The sequence below is a fragment of the Enterobacter hormaechei subsp. xiangfangensis genome (assembly GCF_001729785.1).
Classification (GTDB): domain Bacteria; phylum Pseudomonadota; class Gammaproteobacteria; order Enterobacterales; family Enterobacteriaceae; genus Enterobacter; species Enterobacter hormaechei_C.
Genome location: NZ_CP017183.1, coordinates 3,270,757 through 3,292,981 on the forward strand (window position 1 = coordinate 3,270,757; position 22,225 = coordinate 3,292,981).

20 protein-coding genes are annotated in these 22,225 nt (G+C 57.2%); 6 read left to right on the forward strand and 14 right to left on the reverse strand.

All coding sequences use genetic code 11. The features are described 5' to 3' along the window. Positions 1 to 45 precede the first annotated feature (45 nt). Both ptsI and crr read left to right on the forward strand, forming a co-directional pair. Positions 46 to 1,773, forward strand: coding sequence for a phosphoenolpyruvate-protein phosphotransferase PtsI (gene ptsI / locus BFV63_RS15625; RefSeq protein ID WP_023314613.1), 1,728 nt, complete (start codon positions 46 to 48; stop codon positions 1,771 to 1,773). Positions 1,774 to 1,813: 40 nt separating this feature from the next. Beyond that, positions 1,814 to 2,323: a PTS glucose transporter subunit IIA gene (gene crr, locus BFV63_RS15630; protein ID WP_003861316.1), complete on the forward strand. Its 510-nt coding sequence runs from the start codon at positions 1,814 to 1,816 to the stop codon at positions 2,321 to 2,323. A gap of 44 nt (positions 2,324 to 2,367) precedes the next feature. Here crr and pdxK read toward each other — a convergent pair whose 3' ends face one another. From pdxK to BFV63_RS15680, 10 genes are all read right to left on the reverse strand, one after another. Beyond that, entirely contained in the window at positions 2,368 to 3,204 is an 837-nt protein-coding gene (gene pdxK, locus BFV63_RS15635; RefSeq protein ID WP_048240422.1) for a pyridoxine/pyridoxal/pyridoxamine kinase, read from the reverse strand. Positions 3,205 to 3,209: 5 nt separating this feature from the next. Further along, entirely contained in the window at positions 3,210 to 4,121 is a 912-nt protein-coding gene (gene cysM / locus BFV63_RS15640; protein ID WP_003861311.1) for a cysteine synthase CysM, read from the reverse strand. A 67-nt stretch (positions 4,122 to 4,188) separates the two neighbouring features. Beyond that, positions 4,189 to 5,283: a sulfate/thiosulfate ABC transporter ATP-binding protein CysA gene (cysA, locus tag BFV63_RS15645; RefSeq protein ID WP_045896678.1), complete on the reverse strand. Its 1,095-nt coding sequence runs from the start codon at positions 5,281 to 5,283 to the stop codon at positions 4,189 to 4,191. Beyond that, positions 5,273 to 6,148 carry a sulfate/thiosulfate ABC transporter permease CysW gene (cysW, locus tag BFV63_RS15650; protein ID WP_003861305.1) on the reverse strand — a complete coding sequence of 292 codons (876 nt, stop codon included), beginning with the start codon at positions 6,146 to 6,148 and terminating at the stop codon, positions 5,273 to 5,275. Before cysW ends, cysA begins: the two co-directional genes overlap by 11 nt. Continuing rightward, positions 6,148 to 6,981: a sulfate/thiosulfate ABC transporter permease CysT gene (gene cysT / locus BFV63_RS15655; RefSeq protein WP_045330438.1), complete on the reverse strand. Its 834-nt coding sequence runs from the start codon at positions 6,979 to 6,981 to the stop codon at positions 6,148 to 6,150. Before cysT ends, cysW begins: the two co-directional genes overlap by 1 nt. Next, positions 6,981 to 7,994, reverse strand: a complete 1,014-nt coding sequence (locus BFV63_RS15660) for a sulfate ABC transporter substrate-binding protein (RefSeq protein ID WP_045894686.1) — start codon at positions 7,992 to 7,994, stop codon at positions 6,981 to 6,983. Before BFV63_RS15660 ends, cysT begins: the two co-directional genes overlap by 1 nt. 175 nt (positions 7,995 to 8,169) lie before the next feature. Beyond that, the gene (locus BFV63_RS15665) at positions 8,170 to 9,069 is read right to left on the reverse strand and encodes a Dyp-type peroxidase (RefSeq protein ID WP_003861297.1); all 900 of its coding nucleotides are present in this window, start codon (positions 9,067 to 9,069) and stop codon (positions 8,170 to 8,172) included. A 92-nt stretch (positions 9,070 to 9,161) separates the two neighbouring features. Next, positions 9,162 to 9,737, reverse strand: a complete 576-nt coding sequence (locus BFV63_RS15670; RefSeq protein ID WP_045330439.1) for an RpoE-regulated lipoprotein — start codon at positions 9,735 to 9,737, stop codon at positions 9,162 to 9,164. A gap of 63 nt (positions 9,738 to 9,800) precedes the next feature. Beyond that, the gene (locus BFV63_RS15675) at positions 9,801 to 10,250 is read right to left on the reverse strand and encodes a DUF2919 domain-containing protein (RefSeq protein WP_003861294.1); all 450 of its coding nucleotides are present in this window, start codon (positions 10,248 to 10,250) and stop codon (positions 9,801 to 9,803) included. Continuing rightward, positions 10,237 to 10,662, reverse strand: a complete 426-nt coding sequence (locus BFV63_RS15680; RefSeq protein ID WP_003861292.1) for a GNAT family acetyltransferase — start codon at positions 10,660 to 10,662, stop codon at positions 10,237 to 10,239. Before BFV63_RS15680 ends, BFV63_RS15675 begins: the two co-directional genes overlap by 14 nt. A gap of 212 nt (positions 10,663 to 10,874) precedes the next feature. Here BFV63_RS15680 and amiA point away from each other — a divergent pair, with 212 nt between their 5' ends. Next, positions 10,875 to 11,750, forward strand: a complete 876-nt coding sequence (gene amiA / locus BFV63_RS15685) for an N-acetylmuramoyl-L-alanine amidase AmiA (RefSeq protein WP_023325022.1) — start codon at positions 10,875 to 10,877, stop codon at positions 11,748 to 11,750. Then, positions 11,750 to 12,649 carry an oxygen-dependent coproporphyrinogen oxidase gene (hemF, locus tag BFV63_RS15690; RefSeq protein ID WP_048210140.1) on the forward strand — a complete coding sequence of 300 codons (900 nt, stop codon included), beginning with the start codon at positions 11,750 to 11,752 and terminating at the stop codon, positions 12,647 to 12,649. The genes amiA and hemF overlap by 1 nt, the downstream gene beginning before the upstream one ends. Positions 12,650 to 12,759: 110 nt before the next feature. Here the strand turns inward: hemF and maeB are convergent, their stop codons facing one another. Beyond that, positions 12,760 to 15,039: an NADP-dependent oxaloacetate-decarboxylating malate dehydrogenase gene (maeB, locus tag BFV63_RS15695; protein WP_032659706.1), complete on the reverse strand. Its 2,280-nt coding sequence runs from the start codon at positions 15,037 to 15,039 to the stop codon at positions 12,760 to 12,762. A 286-nt stretch (positions 15,040 to 15,325) separates the two neighbouring features. On the opposite strand from maeB, the gene tal reads away from it, so the two are divergent. Together tal and tkt are read left to right on the forward strand one after the other, a co-directional pair. Then, entirely contained in the window at positions 15,326 to 16,276 is a 951-nt protein-coding gene (gene tal, locus BFV63_RS15700) for a transaldolase (RefSeq protein ID WP_045896673.1), read from the forward strand. 19 nt (positions 16,277 to 16,295) lie between these two features. Beyond that, positions 16,296 to 18,284 (forward strand): transketolase, encoded by a 1,989-nt coding sequence (tkt, locus tag BFV63_RS15705; protein ID WP_045330443.1) that lies wholly within the window; start codon positions 16,296 to 16,298, stop codon positions 18,282 to 18,284. A 59-nt stretch (positions 18,285 to 18,343) separates the two neighbouring features. On the opposite strand, the gene BFV63_RS15710 is transcribed toward tkt, so the two are convergent. The 3 genes from BFV63_RS15710 to aegA form a co-directional block, all read right to left on the reverse strand. Next, positions 18,344 to 19,387, reverse strand: coding sequence for a DUF1176 domain-containing protein (locus BFV63_RS15710; RefSeq protein WP_047653871.1), 1,044 nt, complete (start codon positions 19,385 to 19,387; stop codon positions 18,344 to 18,346). A 106-nt stretch (positions 19,388 to 19,493) separates the two neighbouring features. Further along, a complete protein-coding gene (gene nudK / locus BFV63_RS15715; protein ID WP_003863554.1) occupies positions 19,494 to 20,087 on the reverse strand; it encodes a GDP-mannose pyrophosphatase NudK in 594 nt (197 codons plus the stop codon). A gap of 67 nt (positions 20,088 to 20,154) precedes the next feature. Next, entirely contained in the window at positions 20,155 to 22,131 is a 1,977-nt protein-coding gene (gene aegA / locus BFV63_RS15720; protein ID WP_059370730.1) for a formate-dependent uric acid utilization protein AegA, read from the reverse strand. Positions 22,132 to 22,225: the final 94 nt, after the last annotated feature.

A 22,225-nucleotide genomic window follows, 5' to 3' on the forward strand; every position in this document is an offset into this window, starting at 1 on the left:
GTTTACCGGGTTCTTTTCAATATCAGTCACAAGTAAGGTAGGGTTATGATTTCAGGCATTTTAGCATCCCCGGGTATCGCTTTCGGCAAAGCATTGCTGCTGAAAGAAGACGAAATCGTCATTGACCGGAAAAAAATTTCTGCCGACAAGGTTGATCAGGAAGTTGAACGTTTTCTGAGCGGTCGTGCCAAGGCATCTGCGCAACTGGAAGCGATTAAAACTAAAGCTGGCGAAACTTTCGGTGAAGAAAAAGAAGCCATCTTCGAAGGGCACATTATGCTGCTCGAAGATGAGGAGCTGGAGCAGGAAATCATAGCCCTGATTAAAGATAAAGGCATGACGGCCGACGCGGCTGCGCATGAAGTTATCGAAGGTCAGGCATCTGCCCTGGAAGAGCTGGACGATGAATACCTGAAAGAGCGTGCGGCTGACGTACGTGACATCGGTAAGCGCCTGCTGCGCAACATCCTGGGTCTGGCCATCATCGATCTGAGCGCGATTCAGGACGAAGTGATCCTGGTTGCCGCTGACCTGACCCCGTCTGAAACCGCACAGCTGAACCTGAACAAGGTGCTGGGTTTCATTACTGATGCAGGTGGACGTACTTCCCACACCTCTATCATGGCGCGTTCTCTGGAGCTGCCAGCCATTGTGGGTACCGGTAGCGTTACCTCTCAGGTTAAAAACGACGACTATCTGATTCTGGATGCCGTAAACAATGTGGTTTACGTCAACCCAACTAACGATGTGATCGAGCAACTGCGCGCCGTTCAGGAGCAGGTTGCTACCGAGAAAGCGGAACTCGCTAAACTGAAAGATCTGCCAGCCATCACGCTGGACGGCCATCAGGTTGAAGTGTGCGCTAACATCGGTACCGTACGTGACGTTGACGGCGCTGAGCGCAACGGCGCGGAAGGTGTGGGTCTGTATCGTACTGAATTCCTGTTCATGGATCGCGACGCTCTGCCAACGGAAGAAGAGCAGTTTGCAGCGTACAAAGCGGTTGCGGAAGCGTGCGGCTCGCAGGCGGTTATCGTCCGTACCATGGACATCGGTGGCGACAAAGAGCTGCCGTACATGAACTTCCCGAAAGAAGAGAACCCGTTCCTGGGCTGGCGTGCCGTGCGTATCGCCATGGATCGCAAAGAGATCCTGCGTGACCAGGTTCGCGCTATTCTGCGTGCCTCCGCTTTCGGTAAACTGCGCATCATGTTCCCGATGATCATCTCTGTTGAAGAAGTGCGTGCACTGAAGAAAGAGATCGAAATCTACAAACAGGAACTGCGCGACGAAGGTAAAGCATTTGACGAATCCATTGAGATCGGCGTGATGGTGGAAACACCGGCAGCCGCGACCATTGCGCGTCATTTAGCCAAAGAAGTTGATTTCTTTAGTATCGGTACCAATGATTTAACGCAGTACACCCTGGCAGTTGACCGTGGTAATGATATGATTTCACATCTCTACCAGCCAATGTCACCGTCCGTACTGAATTTGATCAAGCAAGTTATTGATGCTTCTCATGCAGAAGGTAAATGGACTGGCATGTGTGGTGAGCTTGCAGGCGACGAACGTGCTACACTTCTGTTGCTGGGTATGGGTCTGGACGAATTCTCTATGAGCGCCATTTCCATCCCGCGCATTAAGAAGATTATCCGTAACACGAACTTCGAAGATGCGAAGGTGTTAGCAGAGCAGGCTCTTGCTCAACCGACAACGGACGAGTTAATGACGCTGGTTAACAAGTTCATTGAAGAAAAAACAATCTGCTAATCCACGAGATGCGGCCCAATTTACTGCTTAGGAGAAGATCATGGGTTTGTTCGATAAACTGAAATCTCTGGTTTCTGATGACAAGAAAGACTCCGGAACTATTGAGATTGTTGCTCCGCTCTCCGGCGAGATCGTCAACATCGAAGACGTGCCGGATGTAGTGTTTGCTGAGAAAATCGTTGGTGATGGCATTGCTATCAAACCAACTGGCAACAAAATGGTTGCTCCAGTTGACGGCACCATCGGTAAAATTTTTGAAACCAACCATGCGTTCTCTATCGAATCCGATAGCGGTATCGAACTGTTCGTTCACTTCGGTATCGACACCGTTGAACTGAAAGGCGAAGGCTTCAAACGTATCGCGGAAGAAGGCCAGCGTGTTAAAGTTGGCGACCCGGTAATTGAATTCGATCTGCCACTGCTGGAAGAAAAAGCGAAGTCTACCCTGACTCCGGTTGTTATCTCCAACATGGACGAAATCAAAGAACTGATCAAACTGTCTGGCAGCGTTACCGTGGGTGAAACCCCGGTTATCCGCATCAAGAAGTAATTCTTGCCGCACGGTAAAATGGCGCCTTCGGGCGCCATTTTTGTTTATGCAGGCAGGATAAGCTCGTCATAGCCTTTCGACTGCGTATAGATCATCACGTCAGTCACCCTGTCGCCCGCCATGCGAATGGCGTCGGCCACGGTTTTACCCCCGACGATACCGCTCACCAGCTCCGAACAGAACAGATCCCCCGTCCCTTTCAGGTCCGTCTCAACGCGCGGGTGTGCGCTTACGGTAACGCCTTCTTCGCTCACCAGCACGACGTGGATATTCTGCGGATCGTCAGCCACTGGCGCACTAGTGATAGCCACCCATTTCAGCGAGTTGGACAGCAGCCCCTGCGCGGCGGCAATGGCGCTCTCCGGCGTACGGCACGGTTTGCCGCTCAGCACTTCCAGTTCATACACGTTGGGCGTAATGCCCTGGGCCAGCGGGAGCAGATGCTCACGGTAAGCTTCAGGAATATCCGGCTTCACGTACATCCCGCTGTCGATATCCCCGATTACCGGGTCAACCAGCACCAGCAGATCGGGATGTTGCACTTTGATCGCCTTCAGCCACTGCGCCAGCAGCACAATCTGGCTGGCACTGCCCATATACCCGGTTGTCACCGCTTTTAACTCGCGTAAAATCTCACGCTCTCCCAGCGCCTTCAGGTAGCCGCTGAACCACTCGTCCGGGATCACCCCGCCGTAGAAGGTGTCGTAGTGTGGCGTATTGCTGAACAGCACCGTCGGCACGGCGGTAACGTTCAGCCGGTGGGTGCGAATATTCGGCACCGCGATGCTGTTTCCCACGCTGCCGTACACCACCTGCGACTGTACGGCGACAATATCGGTTTGCTGCGCCCGGGTGTTATCCCGGAATAAAATCATCTCCATGACGCTTAAATCCCCGCCCCCTGCGAATAACTCTCTTCACCAAAGACGCCGGTAGACAGGTAACGGTCGCCGCGATCGCAAATAATCGCTACGACCACCGCTCCCGGCGTGGACTCAGCCACCCGGATCGCGCCCGCTACGGCACCGCCAGAGCTGACGCCGCAGAAGATGCCTTCACGTACGGCCAGCTCACGCATGGTATTTTCCGCCTCGCGCTGATGAATATCCAGCACCTGGTCCACAAGCTGCGCATTAAAGATGCCCGGCATATACTCCGCCGGCCAGCGGCGGATGCCCGGAATACTGCTCCCCTCTTCCGGTTGCAGGCCGACAATCGTCACTGGCTTATCTTGTTCACGCAGAAAGCGTGACACACCGGTGATCGTGCCCGTGGTCCCCATGCTGGAGACAAAGTGGGTGATGCGCCCGGCGGTTTGCTGCCAGATTTCCGGGCCGGTGGTGGTGTAGTGCGCGTACGGGTTGTCCGGGTTGTTGAACTGGTCGAGCAGCTTGCCTTCCCCGCGCTCCGCCATCGCTAACGCTAAATCTCGCGCCCCTTCCATCCCCTGCTCTTTGCTCACCAGAATCAGCTCGGCCCCGTAGGCACGCATGGCGGCACGGCGCTCCTGGCTCATGTTATCCGGCATCAGCAGCTTCATACGATAGCCTTTCAGGGCGGCTATCATCGCCAGTGCGATACCGGTGTTACCGCTGGTGGCTTCGATCAGCACATCGCCGGGCTTTATCTCGCCGCGCTTTTCGGCCTGAACAATCATCGACAGCGCCGCCCGGTCTTTCACCGACCCCGCCGGGTTATTGCCTTCAAGTTTGACCCAGATTTCGCTGCCGTTGTCACACCCCATGCGCTGAAGTTTGACCAGAGGGGTGTTGCCGATGGTGTGTTCGAGTGTATTCACGATTTTTACTCAATAAAAAGCCCGGTAAGCATCACGCCACCGGGCGAAAAACATACTCAATAACCTATCAGGCTGACTCCGCCAGAGCAATATCCTCGCGCGTCTCGATGCGCTCGTTGCCGTGATAAATGCGTGCGTGTTGCAGCCCCACAAACAGGCGTTCCCCCCGGTGCGGCGGCTCGTCGTCACGCATAACCACGGTCAGCGGCTCGGTGTACCAGCCCAGGGGCTGTACCACCAATTGGGTGTAGTGGCCTTTAGGGCTAGCTTCCAGCACCTGCACCGGAAGCGGTGAATCCAGGCTGGTACGGCGGCTGACGTCCACTTCCCACGGACGCAGGAACAGATCCACCGGCCCCTGATGCGCGGAGGTATACCCCAGCGGCCAGCGGTGCGCGCCAACGTGGAACTGACCGCCGCGAATGGTGCCCTGAAGGCGGTTTACTTCTCCCATAAACTCCAGCACAAAGCGGGTCGCCGGTTCACGCCAGAGCTGCTCTGGCTCGTCAACCTGCTCAATGTTGCCCTGACTCATTACCACCACGCGGTCGGCCACTTCCATCGCCTCTTCCTGATCGTGGGTCACGAAAACGCTAGTGAACTGGAGTTCCTCATGCAGCTGACGCAGCCAACGGCGCAGCTCTTTACGCACCTGCGCATCCAGCGCGCCAAACGGTTCGTCCAGTAGCAGGATTTGCGGTTCAACGGCTAACGCACGCGCCAGCGCCACGCGCTGCTTCTGCCCGCCGGAAAGCTGAGCCGGGAAGCGGTCCGCCAGATGTGCAAGCTGCACCATCTCCAGCAGTTTGGTCACTTTCGCTTTGATGGCGGCGGCATCTGGACGTTCACGACGCGGCAGCACGGTCAGGCCAAACGCAATGTTGTCAAATACCGTCATGTGGCGGAACAGCGCGTAATGCTGGAATACAAAGCCCACTTTACGGTCGCGGGCATGCAGGCGGCTCACGTCCGTACCGTGGAAGCGGATATGTCCGCTGGTCTGGTGCTCAAGCCCGGCGATAATACGCAGCAGCGTGGTTTTACCGGAGCCAGACGGCCCCAGCAGCGCCACCATTTGTCCGGAAGGGACATCCAGCGAGATATCATTCAGCACCTGGGTGCGACCAAAAGACTTCTTAATATTGGCAATCTCAATGCTCATGATTTCCCTCCTGATGCTGACGTTTTTCCTGATTCTCTAAACGCCACTGCACCACACTCTTCAAAAACAGGGTCAAAATGGCCATCAGCGTCAGCAACGCTGCGGCAGTAAAGGAACCGACAGTGTTGTAGTCCTGTTCCAGTAATTCAATCTGTAACGGCAGCGACAGGGTTTCGCCGCGAATCGAGCCGGATACTACCGACACCGCGCCAAACTCACCGATCGCACGGGCGTTGGTCAGCACCACGCCGTAAAGCAGTGCCCAGCGGATATTCGGCAGCGTGACGCGGCGGAACATCTGCCAGCCGGAAGCGCCGAGCAGCACCGCGGCTTCATCTTCATGGCTGCCCTGGCTGAGCATCACTGGCACCAGCTCGCGCACCACGAACGGACAGGTGACAAAGACGGTCACCAGCACCATCCCCGGCCAAGCGAACATGATTTGCAGGTCGTGTTCATCCAGCCAGCCGCCCAGCGGGCCATTGGAGCCGTAGAAGAGCAGATAAACCAGACCCGCCACCACAGGAGACACCGCAAACGGGATATCCAGCAGGGTCAGCAGCAGCTGACGCCCCGGGAAGTTAAAGCGCGTTACCAGCCAGGCCAGCAATACGCCAAACACCAGATTCACCGGGACAGTGATCAGGGCAATCATCACCGTCAGCCAGATGGCGTGGAGCATGTCCGGATCGGCCAGATTTTGCAGCGCGGGCATAATCCCTTTGCTGAAGGCCTGTACGAAGATGTACACCATCGGCACGACGAGAATGAATGCGGAGACCAGCACGCCGGTACCAATCAGAAACCATTTGCCCCAGTTGATGCGGGGCGCGTCATAGCGCTTCAATTGCGTAACTTCCGCCATCAGTGACCTACCACACGTCGACCAAAGCGACTTTGCAGAGTGTTAATCGAAAACAGTAGCAGCAGCGACGCGGCAAGGATCACCGAGGCAATCGCGCTCGCGGCCGGATAATCAAACTCCTGCAAACGGACAAAAATCATCAGCGAGGTCACTTCGGTTTTCCACGCGATGTTCCCGGCGATAAAAATGACCGCGCCAAATTCACCGAGGCTGCGGGTAAAGGAGAGCGCCACCCCCGCCAGCAAGGCCGGAGAAAGTTCCGGCAGAACAACCTTACGGAAACTCTGCCAGCGCGTGGCGCCCAGGGTTTCCGCGGCCTCTTCGTATTCGGGTCCTAACTCTTCCAGCACCGGCTGCACGGTACGCACCACAAACGGGATGCTGGTAAAGGCCATCGCCACCGCGATACCGAGCCAGGTATAGGTCACTTTGATATCAAACTTCGCCAGCCACTCACCGTAAAAGCCGTTCACGGAAAACAGCGACGCCAGCGTCAAACCGGCCACTGCCGTCGGCAGGGCAAAGGGCAGATCCATCAACGCGTCGAGCAGCGTGCGGCCCGGGAAGCGATAGCGGGTTAAGATCCACGCCATCAGCAGGCCAAACACGCCGTTAAAAATCGAGGCCACGAACGCAGACAGCAGCGTGACCTTATAGGCCGCCACCACCTGAGGATTGGTGACCACTTCCCAGTACTGGGACCAGCTCATCTCAGAGAGCTGCATCACCAGAGCGCTGAGCGGTAACAATAAAATCAGACAGACGAACAGCAGGCTGGTCCCGAGGCTTAAGGTAAAACCCGGCAGCACACGTCTTGTTGATCCTGCAAACATTACTTACGCCCCGCCGCCAGCAATTTGTCTAACTCACCGCCGCTGGCAAAATGCGTTTTCATCACCTCAGGCCAGGCACCGAAATGGTCTTCCACGCGGAACAGCTCGGTCTGCGGGAATTTGTCTTTCAGCTTGTTCATCACGTCCGGATTATTAACGCGGTAGTAATAGTCAGTAATCACCGTCTGCGCCTGCGGGCTGTACAGATAGTTGAGATAGGCTTTTGCCGCTTTATCAGTGCCGTTGGCTTTGACGTTTTTATCCACCCACGCCACCGGGAACTCGGCCAGAATGTTGGTTTTCGGGATAACCACTTCGAAGCCCTGCGCTTCGTACTGTTTACGAATATTGTTCACTTCGGATTCAAAGCTGATCAGCACGTCGCCCAGCCCGCGCTCGGCGAAAGTGGTGGTTGCGCCCCGGCCGCCGGTATCAAACACCTCGACGTTTTTCAGGAACTGGGTCATAAACTGTTCGGTTTTCGCTTTATCGTTACCGTCAGCTTTGTCCGCCGCGCCCCACGCCGCCAGATAGGTGTAACGTGCGTTGCCGGAGGTTTTCGGATTCGGGAAGATCAGCTTGACGTCAGAACGCACCAGGTCGTTCCAGTCGTGTATGTTTTTCGGGTTGCCCTTGCGCACCAGGAAGCCCATGGTGGAGTAGAACGGCGAACTGTTGTTCGGCAGGCGGCTTTGCCAGTCCGCCGGGATCAGCTTGCCTTTGTCGTGCAGGATCTGCACATCCGTGACCTGGTTGTAGGTCACCACATCGGCTTTCAGCCCCTGCAAAATGGCCAGCGCCTGCTTGGATGAGCCAGCGTGCGACTGTTTGATGGTCAGCTTGTCGCCGTTGTTCTCTTTCGCCCACTGCTGTTCAAATGCGGGATTAAGGGCGGCAAACAGCTCGCGCGAAACATCATAAGAACTGTTCAGCAACTCGGTTGCCTGCGCCTGCGCCACCAGCAGTAAACCTGCCAGTGCCAGCGATCCTTTTTTCAGTACAGTAACGGCCATTGCGCACCCTTATAAATGTGATGACTATCTTATAGTCATAATATTTATAACGGAGTCTAAAGGAGTAACGGTTTTATATACCGTTTAGTGATTTAGAAGCAGAAAAGGGAATAAGAGTGCGAGAGAAATTGCCGGGTGGCGCTAACGCTTACCCGGCCTACGAATGGAGAGCGATTTACAGCGCCAGCAGGCGCTCAACGGACGGCGCAAAGTAGTAGCCGCCAGTCACCGGACGGGTGAAGCGCAGCATGGCGTCACGCTTGCCGTCGGTATCGCCAAACATGCTCAGCAGCTGCTGTTCGATGTTGTAGAGCCGCGCGCAGTAAGCGCAGAAGTACAGGCCGTGCGTACCGCTCGCGGTGCCGTACGGCAGGCTCTGGCGAACAATCTTCAGCCCCTTACCGTCTTCTTTAAGGTCAACGCGGGACAGGTGGGACGTGACCGGACGCGCATCGCCGTCAATCTCTTCATTGGCGTCTTTGGTGCGGCCAATCATCATCTCCTGGTCATGCACGCTCATGCGGTTGAGCTGCCTGAGGTTATGCTCCCAGCGCTGGACGAACACGTAGCTGCCGCCCGCGTCCACGCCATCCTTGATTACAGCCACCTCGCGACGCGTCTCTTCCCCGGCCGGGTTTTCGGTGCCGTCGACGAAGCCGCTCAAATCGCGCTCTTCCACCCAGCGGAAACCGTGGATCTCTTCCTGCACGTCGATGCTGTCACCAAAGGCCTCAATCGCTGCCTGAGCGATGGAGAAGTTCACGTCATGGCGCAGGGAGAGGATATGGATCAGGACGTCATACTGGGTGGCGGGCGCAAGACCTTTGCCATAAGGAATAAAATCTTTCAGCTCTTCTGCGCCTTCGCCGCCGCTCAGCTGACGCCAGACGGTATTGCCAAAGGCAACCACCGCGCCCAGATGGGCTTCGGGGAATTTGGCCTGGAAGGTGGCCAGTTTATCAACGAAAACTTTGCTGGCCGCGCGCAGGGCATCCACATCCCCTTTGACGTTGGCTTCAATCCAAATCGCCGCGCGGCAATGTTCTGGCAAAATGCCACTCTGAACCTGAGACATCGCTCCTCCTGAAAAAAAGATGCCACGACTGCGTGGCATTGATGGCGGCTATTATACCTGGATTTCAGCGAGGCGGCTTGCTCAGGCGCAAATTACTGCTTCCAGATAATTTTGCTCACTTTCCACTTTTTCAGGGTGTCGTCAGACGGCATTAACCCTTCCGGACCGTTCCAGGTGCCGCTGAATACATAGCTAATGTGCTGGCTGCCGTCGGCCTTACACTCGACCGCCACGCTCTCCTCCGACGGCACACTGGCGCAGTGGCCAAACGCTTTCTGGTAGAGCTCGCCAAACGGCGTACCTATCTTCACGCCACCTGAGGTCGGGATCTCTTCATCCATCACCGCAATGCGGTTGACCGTACCTTTATCGCCGTTGATGACCATTGCCACCTTGTCATCTTTCAACGCTTCGAAATAGCGCACGATGTTGCCGTTCTCGGTTTTCATGCCGCTGCGCAGGCGATAATCACTGCCGATGGCATCCTGAATGGCATCCTGATCCAGCGCCGTCGAGGCGGTAATTTTGCCCACGCCCTGCTCGGTCACTTCCGTTGAGGATCCAAACCAGTTCCACGGATAGGCCGCAGACCAGTTGATGGATGAGAGCGTGGAACAGCCGGTTAACGCCAGCGGGAGAGCGCATAAAAGTAAACGCAGCGATTTCATTGAGACGTCCTTACGTAGTAAATCAACGCTTGTTGGAGTGCAGTATCGGCAAAAAGTGCCGTTTTAATCTGACTCTTGCGTAAAACAGGCGCGTAAACGGGGATTCGTGACCAGCCACAGCAGCGCGACAATATCCGCCACCACCAGCGCAATCCCGATACCCGAAAGCGGCTCGCCGTACAGCCAGAGCACGGGCTGCCAGACCAGGAGCACAACCTGCGCCAGAATCAATAGCCAGCGAAGTGCGCGCCAGAAGCGCGGGAGGAACTGCCGCCGTCCGCTGCACAGGAACGCCAGCACCGCCGGTACACCGGGCAGTAACCCCAGCCAGAACGCATCGTGATCGGGATAAAAGAGATTCAGTAGCGTATCGCCCTGCCCGCGCGACGCGCCAGCCATCACGAACAGCACCCAGGTGCGGGCCTGCAACAGCAGAACGCACCAGAACAAAAAAGGCAGACGCAGACGACCGTGAACATCATAGTCGCCAGGGTGGAACTCAGTACTCTTCATCTTCGATCAGGCGCTTACCCAGCGTCAGTACATCCGCATGCTCGTAGCCCAGGCGTTCATACATGCCCAGCACCACGTCGTTATCTTCCCGCACCATGATCTGGATTTTCGGACAGCCGCGGGCGATCAGCTTCTTTTCCAGACGGTTAAGCAGCGCGTTGGCGATGCCGCGCGCGCGGTATTCCGGGTGCACGCCCAGATAGTAGGCCGAGCCGCGGTGGCCGTCGTACCCGCCCATCACTGTCCCGACTACTTCGCCGTTGACCTCAGCGACCAGAAACAGACTGACGTCGTGATTCACCTTCCGTTCGATGTCCATCTCCGGATCGTTCCATGGACGCAGCAGATCGCAGCGCTCCCAAAGGGTGATCACCTCTTCGAAATCTTCCTGGCGAAAAACGCGTATCTCCATGGTATTAACCGCCTTTTCGGGTTTAAAAACAGTGATTATGGCGTGAACAGGGCATTTAGCCAATAACCGGGGAAAAACTCGCCAAAATTTGGCATAATGTCACTTTGTCACGTATTGAAATGAAAAGTAAAACAATTCTCAATAAGGAATGTCGTCACGCAAAACGCGATACGATATAACACCAGGACCCCAATTTTTACAATTCAGGCCGCATGAGCACATTCAAACCATTAAAAGCACTCACATCGCGTCGTCAGGTTCTCAAAGCGGGGCTGGCGGCCTTAACGTTAACGGGCATCGCAAAGCAGGCTCAGGCAAAAGACGAGAGCACGCTTAAAACCAGTAACGGACACAGCAAACCGAAAACCAAAAAAGCCGGCGCAAAGCGTCTGGTCATGCTCGATCCAGGCCACGGCGGGATCGACACCGGCGCCATTGGCCGAAACGGTTCGAAAGAAAAACACGTCGTGCTGGCAATTGCAAAAAATGTGCGCGCAATTTTACGCAGCAACGGTATTGACGCCCGCCTGACGCGCACGGGCGACACGTTTATCCCACTGTACGATCGCGTGGAGATTGCCCACAAGCACGGCGCAGACCTGTTTATGTCCATTCACGCGGATGGCTTCACAAACCCTTCCGCCGCAGGCGCCTCGGTGTTCGCTCTCTCCAACCGTGGCGCCAGTAGCGCCATGGCGAAATACCTCTCCGATCGTGAAAACCGGGCGGATGAAGTGGCCGGGAAAAAAGCTACCGACAAAGACCATCTGTTACAGCAGGTTCTGTTTGATCTCGTGCAGACCGATACCATCAAAAACAGCCTGACGCTCGGCTCGCATATCCTTAAACGGATTAAGCCCGTGCACCGTCTGCACAGCAAAAGCACCGAGCAGGCCGCGTTTGTGGTGCTGAAGTCCCCGTCCATACCGTCCGTGCTGGTGGAAACCTCGTTCATTACCAACCCGGAAGAAGAGCGTTTACTCGGCACCACGGCGTTTCGTCAGAAGATCGCGAACGCCATCGCCTCCGGGGTCATCAGTTATTTCAACTGGTTCGATAATCAAAAAGCGCACTCCAGGAAACGTTGATGAAACCGAATGCACAGCTGGTCAAAACTTTCCTGATGCAGCTACAGGACGCGATTTGCCAGAAACTTTCCGCCGCAGACGGCGGTGAATTCCAGGAAGACGCCTGGCAGCGCGAAGCGGGCGGCGGCGGGCGCAGCCGCGTGCTGCGTAACGGCGGTATTTTTGAACAGGCCGGGGTCAACTTCTCCCACGTCCACGGTGATGCAATGCCAGCGTCCGCCACGGCGCATCGGCCTGAACTGGCGGGCCGCAGCTTCGAGGCGATGGGCGTCTCGCTGGTAGTGCATCCGCATAACCCGTTTGTGCCAACCAGCCACGCCAACGTGCGCTTTTTCATCGCGGAAAAACCGGGGGCCGATCCGGTCTGGTGGTTTGGTGGCGGTTTCGACTTAACGCCTTACTATGGCTTCGAAGAGGACGCCGTGCACTGGCACACCACCGCGCGCGACCTCTGCCTGCCGTTTGGCGAAGACGTTTACCCGAAATACAAAAAATGGTGCGATGACTATTTCTATCTGAAGCACCGCGACGAGCAGCGCGGCATCGGCGGACTGTTCTTTGACGATCTCAACACCCCGGATTTTGATACCGCATTCAGCTTTATGCGCGCGGTGGGTGAAGGCTTTACCAACGCCTATATTCCGATTGTCGAACGCCGCAAAGACACCGACTACGGCGTGCGCGAGCGTGAGTTCCAGCTTTACCGCCGCGGGCGCTACGTGGAGTTTAACCTGGTATGGGATCGCGGGACGCTGTTTGGCCTGCAAACCGGTGGGCGCACGGAGTCCATTCTGATGTCGATGCCGCCGCTGGTGCGCTGGGAATACAGCTACGCGCCAAAAGAAGGCAGCCCGGAGGCTGCCTTGAGTGAGTTTATTCGGGTTCGGGACTGGGTGTAACCCTTACCCCTCACCCCGGCCCTCTCCCCAAAGGGGCGAGGGTGAAAAGACGGCTCGGAGCTGTCCCCTCTCCCCTCAGGGGAGAGGGTTAGGGTGAGGGGTGGGGTTAATTACAGCGGCTGCGTCTGTGCCTCAACCACCGCCAGCGCCACCATGTTGACGATACGACGCACGGAGGCAATCGGCGTTAACACATGCACCGGTTTTGACACCCCCATCAGCACTGGCCCTACGGTCACCCCTTCAGAACTCGACACACGCAGCAGGTTATAGCTGATACGCGCCGCTTCTACGTTCGGCATAATCAGCACGTTCGCCGAGCCTTTCAGCGGGCTGTCCGGCATACGTTCATTACGAATGCTCTCCACCAGCGCGGCGTCGCCGTGCATCTCGCCGTCGATCATCAGCTCCGGCGCACGCTCGCGCACCAGGTCCAGCGTCTGGCGCATTTTGCACGCCGCCGCGGATTTGGATGACCCGAAGTTAGAGTGCGACAGCAGCGCCACTTTCGGCTCGATACCAAAGCGGCGCACGGTTTCCGCCGCCATCACGGTGATTTCCGCCAGTTCCTCCGGGGAAGGATCGTCGTTGACGTAGGTATCGGCGATAAAGGTGTTACCGCTTGGCAGCAGCAGCGCGTTCATTGCGCCGGCAGTATGGACGCCCTCGCGATAGCCGAAGATCTCCTGCACCACGCTGAAATGCTCATGGTACTCGCCGATGGTGCCGCAGATCAGCGCATCCGCCTCACCGCGATGAACCATGATCGCGCCGATCACCGTGGTATTGCTGATCACCGCCCGCTGCGCCTGCTCCTGGGTGATCCCGCGACGCTTCATGATCGAATAGTATTCGTTCCAGTACTCTTTGAAGCGCGGATCGGATTCGTTATTGACGATCTCAAAGTCGACGCCCGGCTTAATTTGCAGGCCCAGCTTCTGAATACGCATCTCGATCACGCTCGGACGACCAATCAGGATCGGTTTCGCCAGCCCTAAGGTGATCAGCTCCTGCGTGGCATGCAGCACCCGCGCCTCTTCCCCTTCCGCCAGCACCACGCGCTTCGCGTCAGCGCGCGCCTGGGAGAAGATCGGCTTCATAAACAGGTTGGTTTTGTAGACGAACTCGGTGAGTTTATCGACGTAGGCATCGAAATCTTCAATCGGCCGCGTCGCCACGCCGGAGTCCATCGCCGCTTTAGCCACCGCTGGCGCGATCTTCACGATCAGACGCGGGTCAAACGGTTTAGGGATGATGTAGTCGGGGCCGAAGCTCAGATCCTGATCGCCGTAGGCGGAGGCCACCACTTCGCTCTGCTCGGCGTGCGCCAGCTCTGCGATAGCATGAACGGCAGCCAGCTTCATCTCTTCGTTGATCGCCGTGGCGCCGACGTCCAGCGCACCGCGGAAGATGAACGGGAAGCAGAGCACGTTGTTCACCTGGTTCGGGTAGTCCGAACGTCCGGTACAGATGATCGCGTCTTCACGCACCGCCTTCGCCAGCGGCGGCAGAATTTCCGGCTCCGGGTTCGCCAGGGCCAGGATCATTGGCGCGCGCGCCATCTTCTGCACCATCTCCTGGGTCAGTACTTTCGGGCCTGAACAGCCGAGGAAAATGTCAGCACCATCAATCACGTCTTCTAGCGTGCGCTTGCCATCGTCTTCCACCGCATAGGCCGCCTTGGTTTCCGCCATGTTTGGCTCGCGGTCTTTGTAAATCACGCCCTTGGAGTCGCAGACCACGATGTTGTGTTTCTGCATGCCCAGCGCCACCAGCAGGTTCATACAGGCGATGGCCGCGGCGCCTGCGCCGGAGACCACCATGCGCACGTCGGAGAGATTTTTCTCTACCACGCGCAGGCCGTTCAGAATGGCGGCGGTACTGATAATCGCCGTGCCGTGCTGGTCGTCATGGAACACGGGAATGTTCATACGCTCGCGCAGCTTCTGCTCGATATAGAAACATTCCGGCGCTTTGATGTCTTCCAGGTTGATGCCGCCGAAGGTCGGCTCCAGCGCCGCCACCACGTTGATGAATTTATCCGGATCCAGTTCGTCCACTTCGATATCGAAGACGTCGATACCGGCAAATTTCTTAAACAGAACGCCCTTCCCTTCCATCACCGGCTTACCGGCCAGCGCACCGATGTTCCCTAACCCCAGCACCGCCGTACCGTTAGAGATAACGGCCACCAGGTTGCCGCGCGCGGTGTATTTGTACGCTGCCAGCGGATCTTTTTCGATTTCCAGGCACGGAGCAGCCACGCCCGGCGAGTAGGCCAGCGCCAGATCGCGCTGGGTCGCCAGCGGTTTGGTCGGGGATACCTGGATTTTACCCGGAACAGGAAACTCATGAAAATCGAGAGCGCTTTGTTTTAACTGATCATCCATCTTGTTATTCCTTTCACGTTTCGGTCAAAAAGGGTGATGTTGACGTTCCTATGCACACCCTGGTGTGCCGCATAGTATCGCCGCAGGCAGGCTCCTAAACTTTGAAGGCTGCCAAACTCTCACCATTGCAGAATAAAAATTGTTATCAATTTATAACAGCCATGTTACCCGTCTCAGAAAGCAATGCCTCCCCCGTCTGCTATGCTTTTTTGTTAAGTCCATCATGATTTTCTCAGAAGTGTGAACTAACGCACTCGACTAACTCTTTTATTTCCAAGGAGTAATTATGAACCAGCTAGACGGCATCAAACAATTTACCACCGTGGTTGCAGACAGCGGCGACATCGAGTCGATTCGTCACTACCAGCCGGAAGACGCGACCACCAATCCCTCTCTGCTGCTCAAGGCGGCCGGTCTTGCGCACTTTAGTCATCTGATTGATGACGCCCTTGCCTATGGCAAACAGCGCGGGAAAACGCAGGAGCAGCAGGTCGCCGAGGCCAGCGACAAGCTGGCGGTCAATATCGGTGCGGAAATTCTTAAAAGCATACCGGGACGCGTCTCCACCGAAGTGGACGCCCGCCTCTCGTTTGACCAGGAAAAGAGCATCAGCAAGGCTCGCCGCCTGGTGGAACTCTACCAGGAGCAGGGGATCGATAAATCACGCATCCTGATCAAGCTTGCCTCTACCTGGGAAGGCATCCGCGCGGCGGAAGTGCTGGAGAAAGAGGGGATCCACTGCAACCTGACGCTGCTGTTTTCCTTCGCCCAGGCGCGTGCCTGCGCCGAAGCGGGCGTGTTCCTGATTTCACCGTTTGTCGGACGTATCTACGACTGGTATCAGGCGAAACAGCCAATGGATCCGTACGTGGTGGAAGAAGATCCTGGCGTAAAATCGGTGCGTAATATCTACGATTATTACAAGCAGCACCGCTACGAAACCATCGTGATGGGGGCCAGCTTCCGCCGCACGGAGCAGATCCTGGCGCTCGCGGGCTGCGACCGGCTGACCATCTCCCCTGACCTGCTGAAAAAGCTTCAGGAGAGTGAAGAGACGGTGATCCGCAAGCTTGTGCCGACCTCCACCGTTCTGCCAAAACCAAAACCCATGACCGAAGCGGAATTCCGCTGGGAGCACAATCAGGACCCAATGGCCGTGGAAAAACTGGCGGACGGCATCCGTCAGTTCGCCGTCGACCAGCGCAAACTCGAAGATCTTCTCGCTGCCAAACTTTAACCTTGCCACGGAGTGAACTATGTCCCGTAAAGAGCTCGCCAACGCCATTCGCGCCCTCAGCATGGATGCCGTACAAAAAGCCAATTCCGGCCACCCTGGCGCCCCCATGGGTATGGCTGATATTGCCGAAGTGCTGTGGAACGACTTCCTCAAGCACAACCCGACCGATCCGACCTGGTACGATCGCGACCGTTTTATTCTCTCCAACGGTCACGCATCGATGCTGCTCTACAGCCTGCTGCACCTCTCCGGCTACGATCTGCCGCTTGAGGAGTTAAAAAACTTCCGCCAGCTGCACTCCAAAACGCCGGGCCACCCGGAGATCGGCTATACGCCGGGCGTTGAAACCACTACCGGCCCGCTGGGCCAGGGGCTGGCGAATGCCGTCGGCCTGGCGATTGCAGAGCGTACGCTGGCCGCGCAGTTCAACCAGCCCGACCACGAGATTGTCGATCACTACACCTATGTCTTTATGGGTGATGGCTGCCTGATGGAGGGGATCTCCCACGAGGTCTGCTCGCTGGCGGGCACCCTGGGCCTGGGCAAGCTGATTGGCTTCTACGATCACAACGGTATCTCCATTGACGGGGAAACCGAGGGCTGGTTTACCGACGACACGGCGAAACGCTTTGAAGCCTATCACTGGCACGTGGTGCACGAGATCGACGGTCACGATCCTGAGGCGGTGAAAAAAGCGATTCAGGAAGCGCAGAGCGTGAAGGACAAACCGTCCCTGATCATCTGCCGCACCACCATCGGCTTCGGCTCGCCGAACAAAGCGGGCAAAGAAGAGGCGCACGGCGCGGCGCTGGGTGAAGAGGAAGTGGCGCTGACCCGCCAGAAACTGGGCTGGAAACACCCGGCCTTTGAGATCCCAAAAGAGATCTACAAGGCCTGGGATGCTCGCGAAACAGGTGAAAAAGCGCAGCAGGCCTGGAACGAGAAGTTTGCCGCTTACAAAAAAGCGTATCCGGAGCTGGCGGCTGAGTTTACCCGCCGCATGAGCGGCGGCCTGCCGGAAGACTGGGAAGAGAAAACCCAGGCGATGATTGAAAACCTGCAATCCAACCCGGCGAAAATTGCCACCCGTAAGGCATCACAAAACACCCTGAACGCAATTGGCCCAATCCTGCCCGAACTGCTGGGCGGATCGGCGGATCTGGCGCCAAGTAACCTTACCATCTGGTCCGGCTCTAAATCCCTGAAGGAGGACATTGCCGGGAACTACATCCACTACGGCGTGCGCGAGTTCGGGATGACCGCCATTGCCAACGGCATCGCCCACCATGGCGGCTTCGTGCCGTACACCGCTACCTTCCTGATGTTTGTCGAATATGCCCGTAACGCGGCGCGTATGGCGGCTCTGATGAAGGCGCGGCAAATCATGGTGTACACCCACGACTCCATCGGACTGGGTGAAGATGGGCCGACGCACCAGGCGGTAGAGCAGCTGGCGAGCCTGCGCCTGACGCCAAACTTCAGTACCTGGCGTCCGTGCGATCAGGTTGAAGCGGCAGTGGGCTGGAAGCTGGCCGTAGAGCGTCATAACGGACCCACGGCGCTGATCCTGTCGCGCCAGAACCTGGCGCAGATCGAGCGCACGCCGGAGCAGGTGAAAAATATCGCCCGCGGCGGGTACATCCTGAAAGACAGCGGCGGCAAGCCAGACGTGATCCTGATTGCCACCGGTTCAGAGGTGGAAATCACGGTAAAAGCGGCGGAGAAACTGACCGCCGAGGGTCACGCGGTGCGCGTGGTTTCCCTGCCTTCAACGGATATCTTTGATGCCCAGGATGAGGCGTACCGCGAATCGGTGCTGCCTTCAAACGTCGCGGCGCGCGTGGCGGTTGAAGCTGGCATTGCCGACTACTGGTACAAATATGTGGGTCTGAAAGGGGCGATTGTCGGCATGAAGGGTTACGGTGAATCCGCCCCGGCCGATAAGCTGTTTCCGTACTTCGGCTTTACCGTTGAGAACGTAGTGGAGAAGGCGCTGAGCGTGCTGTAGTGCGATCTGCGTTGCCGGGTGGCGGCTGCGCCTGACCCGGCCTACAAATCGGCAAAACCCTACCTTGTGATCCACAGCGTGGGCCAGGCATCTGGCCCATTCCAGTTATCACAGCTTGGCTCTTCCGCGTAGCGTACCAGACGGAAGCGCTGGCCGTTAAAACGCCAGCGGGTCTGGATCCCACAGTCGCCAATCCCGCGTCCCAGCGCCAGCGTGGTCAGCTCGCGCGTTTTTTCATCGAAGCTGGCATTCATCAGCTCCATGTCGCTACTCTGGCTGGAAGGGGTAAACGGCAGACGCAATCTCACGCTCCTGGCCGCAAACGGTTTTTTACGCGACACCAGCCACGCCAGGTCGACGGTGTTGTACGCCCCCGCCTCACAGCTGATGATCATCAGCGCTTTGTCATCGGTCAGCGCGGTCACGCGCACCTCACGCCGGTTCGGATCGAGAGAGCACTGGCTGTGGTTCATGCGCCAGTTACCGTAATCCAGCAGATCGTTCAATTCGTTATGCGTCAGCGGCGTTGGCGTGGGGTTCACCACCGCCACCTTTTTTAATGCCGGCGCAGGCGGCACGCTCAGCGGTGGACTATCCCCTTTTTTAATCCATGCCGTTTCACTTCCGACGCGTTTTTGCTGGGCATCGATAAACAGCAGCGCCGCTTTCAGCCCGGCCAGAGAGATTGTCTGCTTCCCCCCGCGCAGAGTCAGCGCCTGACCTTCCTGAATGGTTTTCAGAAACGTGGTGATGGTGCCCGTATCGTCTGTTTTAAGATGCCAGGGGGTTAACTGCCAGTGTTGCGACGTGAGTTTAAGCGGCACATTGTCGAGCAGCAGGCGCGGGGCGATGTCAGGCTCTTTCACCGGAGGCGCCGAAAGCCCACCGAGATCAATGCGCAGGCTGGCGTCCGTTTTTGCCCCCGCACTGCGGCTCAGCGACATGACCAGACCGCGATGCTCGCCAGTGTTGCGCGCTACGCAGAAGTTCTGGTTATTGCAGGTCACCTGCCAGTCTGAAAAAGACTGCTGCGCAGGCGCAGCCCACACCCGAGGCGCGGGAAGCACGCAAATGAAGAAGAGAAGAAAAACGCAGTAGCGCATGAACGGCACAGCCCCGCAAACGAATAGGTCAATCTGGGGCGTATCTTCGTGCCCTGGGCGGGCTGGCTCAATCGGATTTATCGGATAGATTTATCTGAAATACAACTTATCGCGCTTCCGCCGCGGCATTCATCAGCCCGCTGGTTTGCAGATATTGCAACAGGATCACCGCTTTACCGTCGCGGATCTCGCCGCGTTTCACCATGTCAACAGCCTTAGCGAAAGGCATTTCCAGCACTTCAATGTCTTCGTCGTCCACGCCACCGCCCCGGTGCGTGCGCTGGGCATCGGTATATTCCGCAATGAAGAAGTGGATCAGCTCGGTGACCCCGCCAGGGGACATAAACAGCTCAAAGACTTTCTGCACCGTCCCCACCTCAAAACCCGTCTCTTCAATGGCTTCTTTGCGGATACACACTTCCGGCTCATCGTCGTCCAGCAGACCTGCACAGGTTTCAATCAGACGTCCGTCCGCGTTGCCATTGACCCATGTCGCGATGCGAAACTGGCGGATCAGCACTACGCTTTGCTTTTCACGGTTATACAGCAGAATGGTTGCACCATTGCCCCGGTCGTAGACTTCGCGTTTATGGCGAATGACGTCCCCGTTCTTACGGGTGAGATCGTAAGTGATGTTACGCAGGACAAAGTAATTTTCAGAAAGGATTTTGTCTTTAATAACGCTAATGTTCAGAGACATACGGGCTCCACGGCAAAATGAGTCTGTTTATACTACGCTGTGAAGCCCGCTTTGTCGCCCGTCTGCGTTAATGCATGTTGCGCGGCGGCACGCCAAGCCAGTCCATGATCCCCTGCGCGGCATGGCGCCCTTCCGCCATCGCGGTGACCACCAGATCTGCACCGCGTACCGCATCACCGCCAGCAAAAATCTGCGGATTCGAGGTCTGGTAGCGATAACGGCTCTCCACGGAGGCCCTGATGCGCCCCCAGTCGTCGGTGTCGACGCCCTGCGCCTGAAGCCACGGCATGGCGTGCGGATTAAACCCAAACGCCATGATCACCGCATCCGCTGGCATGACAAACTCACTGCCCGCCACCGGGACAGGACGCCGCCGCCCCTGCGCATCCGGCTCGCCCAGACGGGTGCGCAGCATCCGGATACCGTTGACCTTTCCGTCGGTATCCAGCGTGAGCTCAACCGGCTGGACATTAAATTCAAAGGCCGCGCCCTCTTCTTTCGCGTTTTTAACCTCTTTCTTTGAGCCCGGCATGTTGGCCTCGTCCCGCCGATAGGCGCAGGTGACTTTCGCCGCGCCATGTCGCAGCGCGGTGCGCACGCAGTCCATCGCCGTATCGCCCCCGCCCAGCACCACCACGTTTAACCCCTGCGTGTCGATAAACGGCTCGTCTGCGGCAGGGTCAAGGCCCATCACGTTCCGCGTGTTCGCCACTAAAAACGGCAGCGCGTCGTACACGCCCGGCGCGTCTTCGTGAGGGATACCCGCTTTCATGGAACGATAGGTCCCTACGCCGATGAACAGGGCATCGTAGTCGTTTTGCAGTTGGGCCATCGATACGTCTTTTCCCACCTCGCAGTTCAGCTCGAAGCGGATGCCCATCGCGCTGAATATCTCTCTGCGCCGCGCTAACAGGGATTTATCCAGCTTGAAGGCCGGAATACCAAAGGTCAGCAATCCGCCGATTTCCGGATGGCGATCGTAGACCGTCACACCGACGCCGCTGCGCACCAGTACGTCGGCGCAGGCCAGCCCTGCCGGACCGGCACCGATGATGGCGACGCGCTTACCGACCGGTTTAACGTGGCTGACGTCCGGCGTCCAGCCCATCGCCAGCGCCCGATCCGAGATATACCGTTCGATATTCCCGATGGTTACCGCCCCTGACGCATCCCGCAGGGTGCAGGCGCCTTCACATAATCGATCCTGTGGACAGACGCGGCCGGTAATTTCCGGTAAACAGTTAGTCTGGTGAGAAAGCTCAGCCGCACCGACGATATCCCCCGCCCCGATCCGCTCAATCCACTGTGGAATATGGTTATGCAGCGGGCAGGTCCACTCGCAAATGCTGTGGTCGCCACATTTCAGGCACCGGGATGCTTCGCGCTGCGCCTGTTCCGGGCGAAACGGCAAGTAGATCTCGTTAAAATGGCCGGCGCGCGCGTCGGGGCTGAGCTTATCCGGCTCACCGCGCGCCGGGGTGTTTTGCATCTGTTGCCGTTTGGTTTGCGGAGGGACTGACTGAACCGCCTCGCTGTGCCACGGCAGCGCGTCCAGCCTTGCGCTGCGCTGTCGGCGCTGTTTAACCAGCTTATCCAGCACGGCTGGGGTGGCGAGCGTAAGCACCTCTGCCGGGCAGTTTTCAACGCAGGCCGGGCCTTGCGGCCTTTCCAGGCAGAGGTCGCATTTGTGCGCCGAGGCCTTTACGCTGTCGTTTTCCAGCGGGGCGATCAGCATGTCCATCGTGCCAAACGGACAGGCCACCACGCAGGCTTTACAGCCAATGCATTTTTGTTGATTGACCTGTACGCTGTCGCTGTGTTGCGTGATGGCTCCGTTCGGGCAGCTTTGCGCGCAGGGCGCGTTTTCACAGTGGTGGCAGGTCACGGGGCTTTTTCGCAAGCCTGAGGTAAGGACCGTAATGCGGGGATGAAAATGGCGCTCGCTCAGCGCGTGCTGCTCCCCGTTGTGCGCCATCACACAGGCAACTTCGCAGGTGCGACAACCGATACACTGTTGAGCGTTGGCCATAATAAAACGATTCATAACAACACCTGTTTTTGGTTCAATAACCTTATTCTTTCTATTGTTATCGTATTTACCCACAGTGGCATGGCGACGCAATGTTCAAATGCCCTGG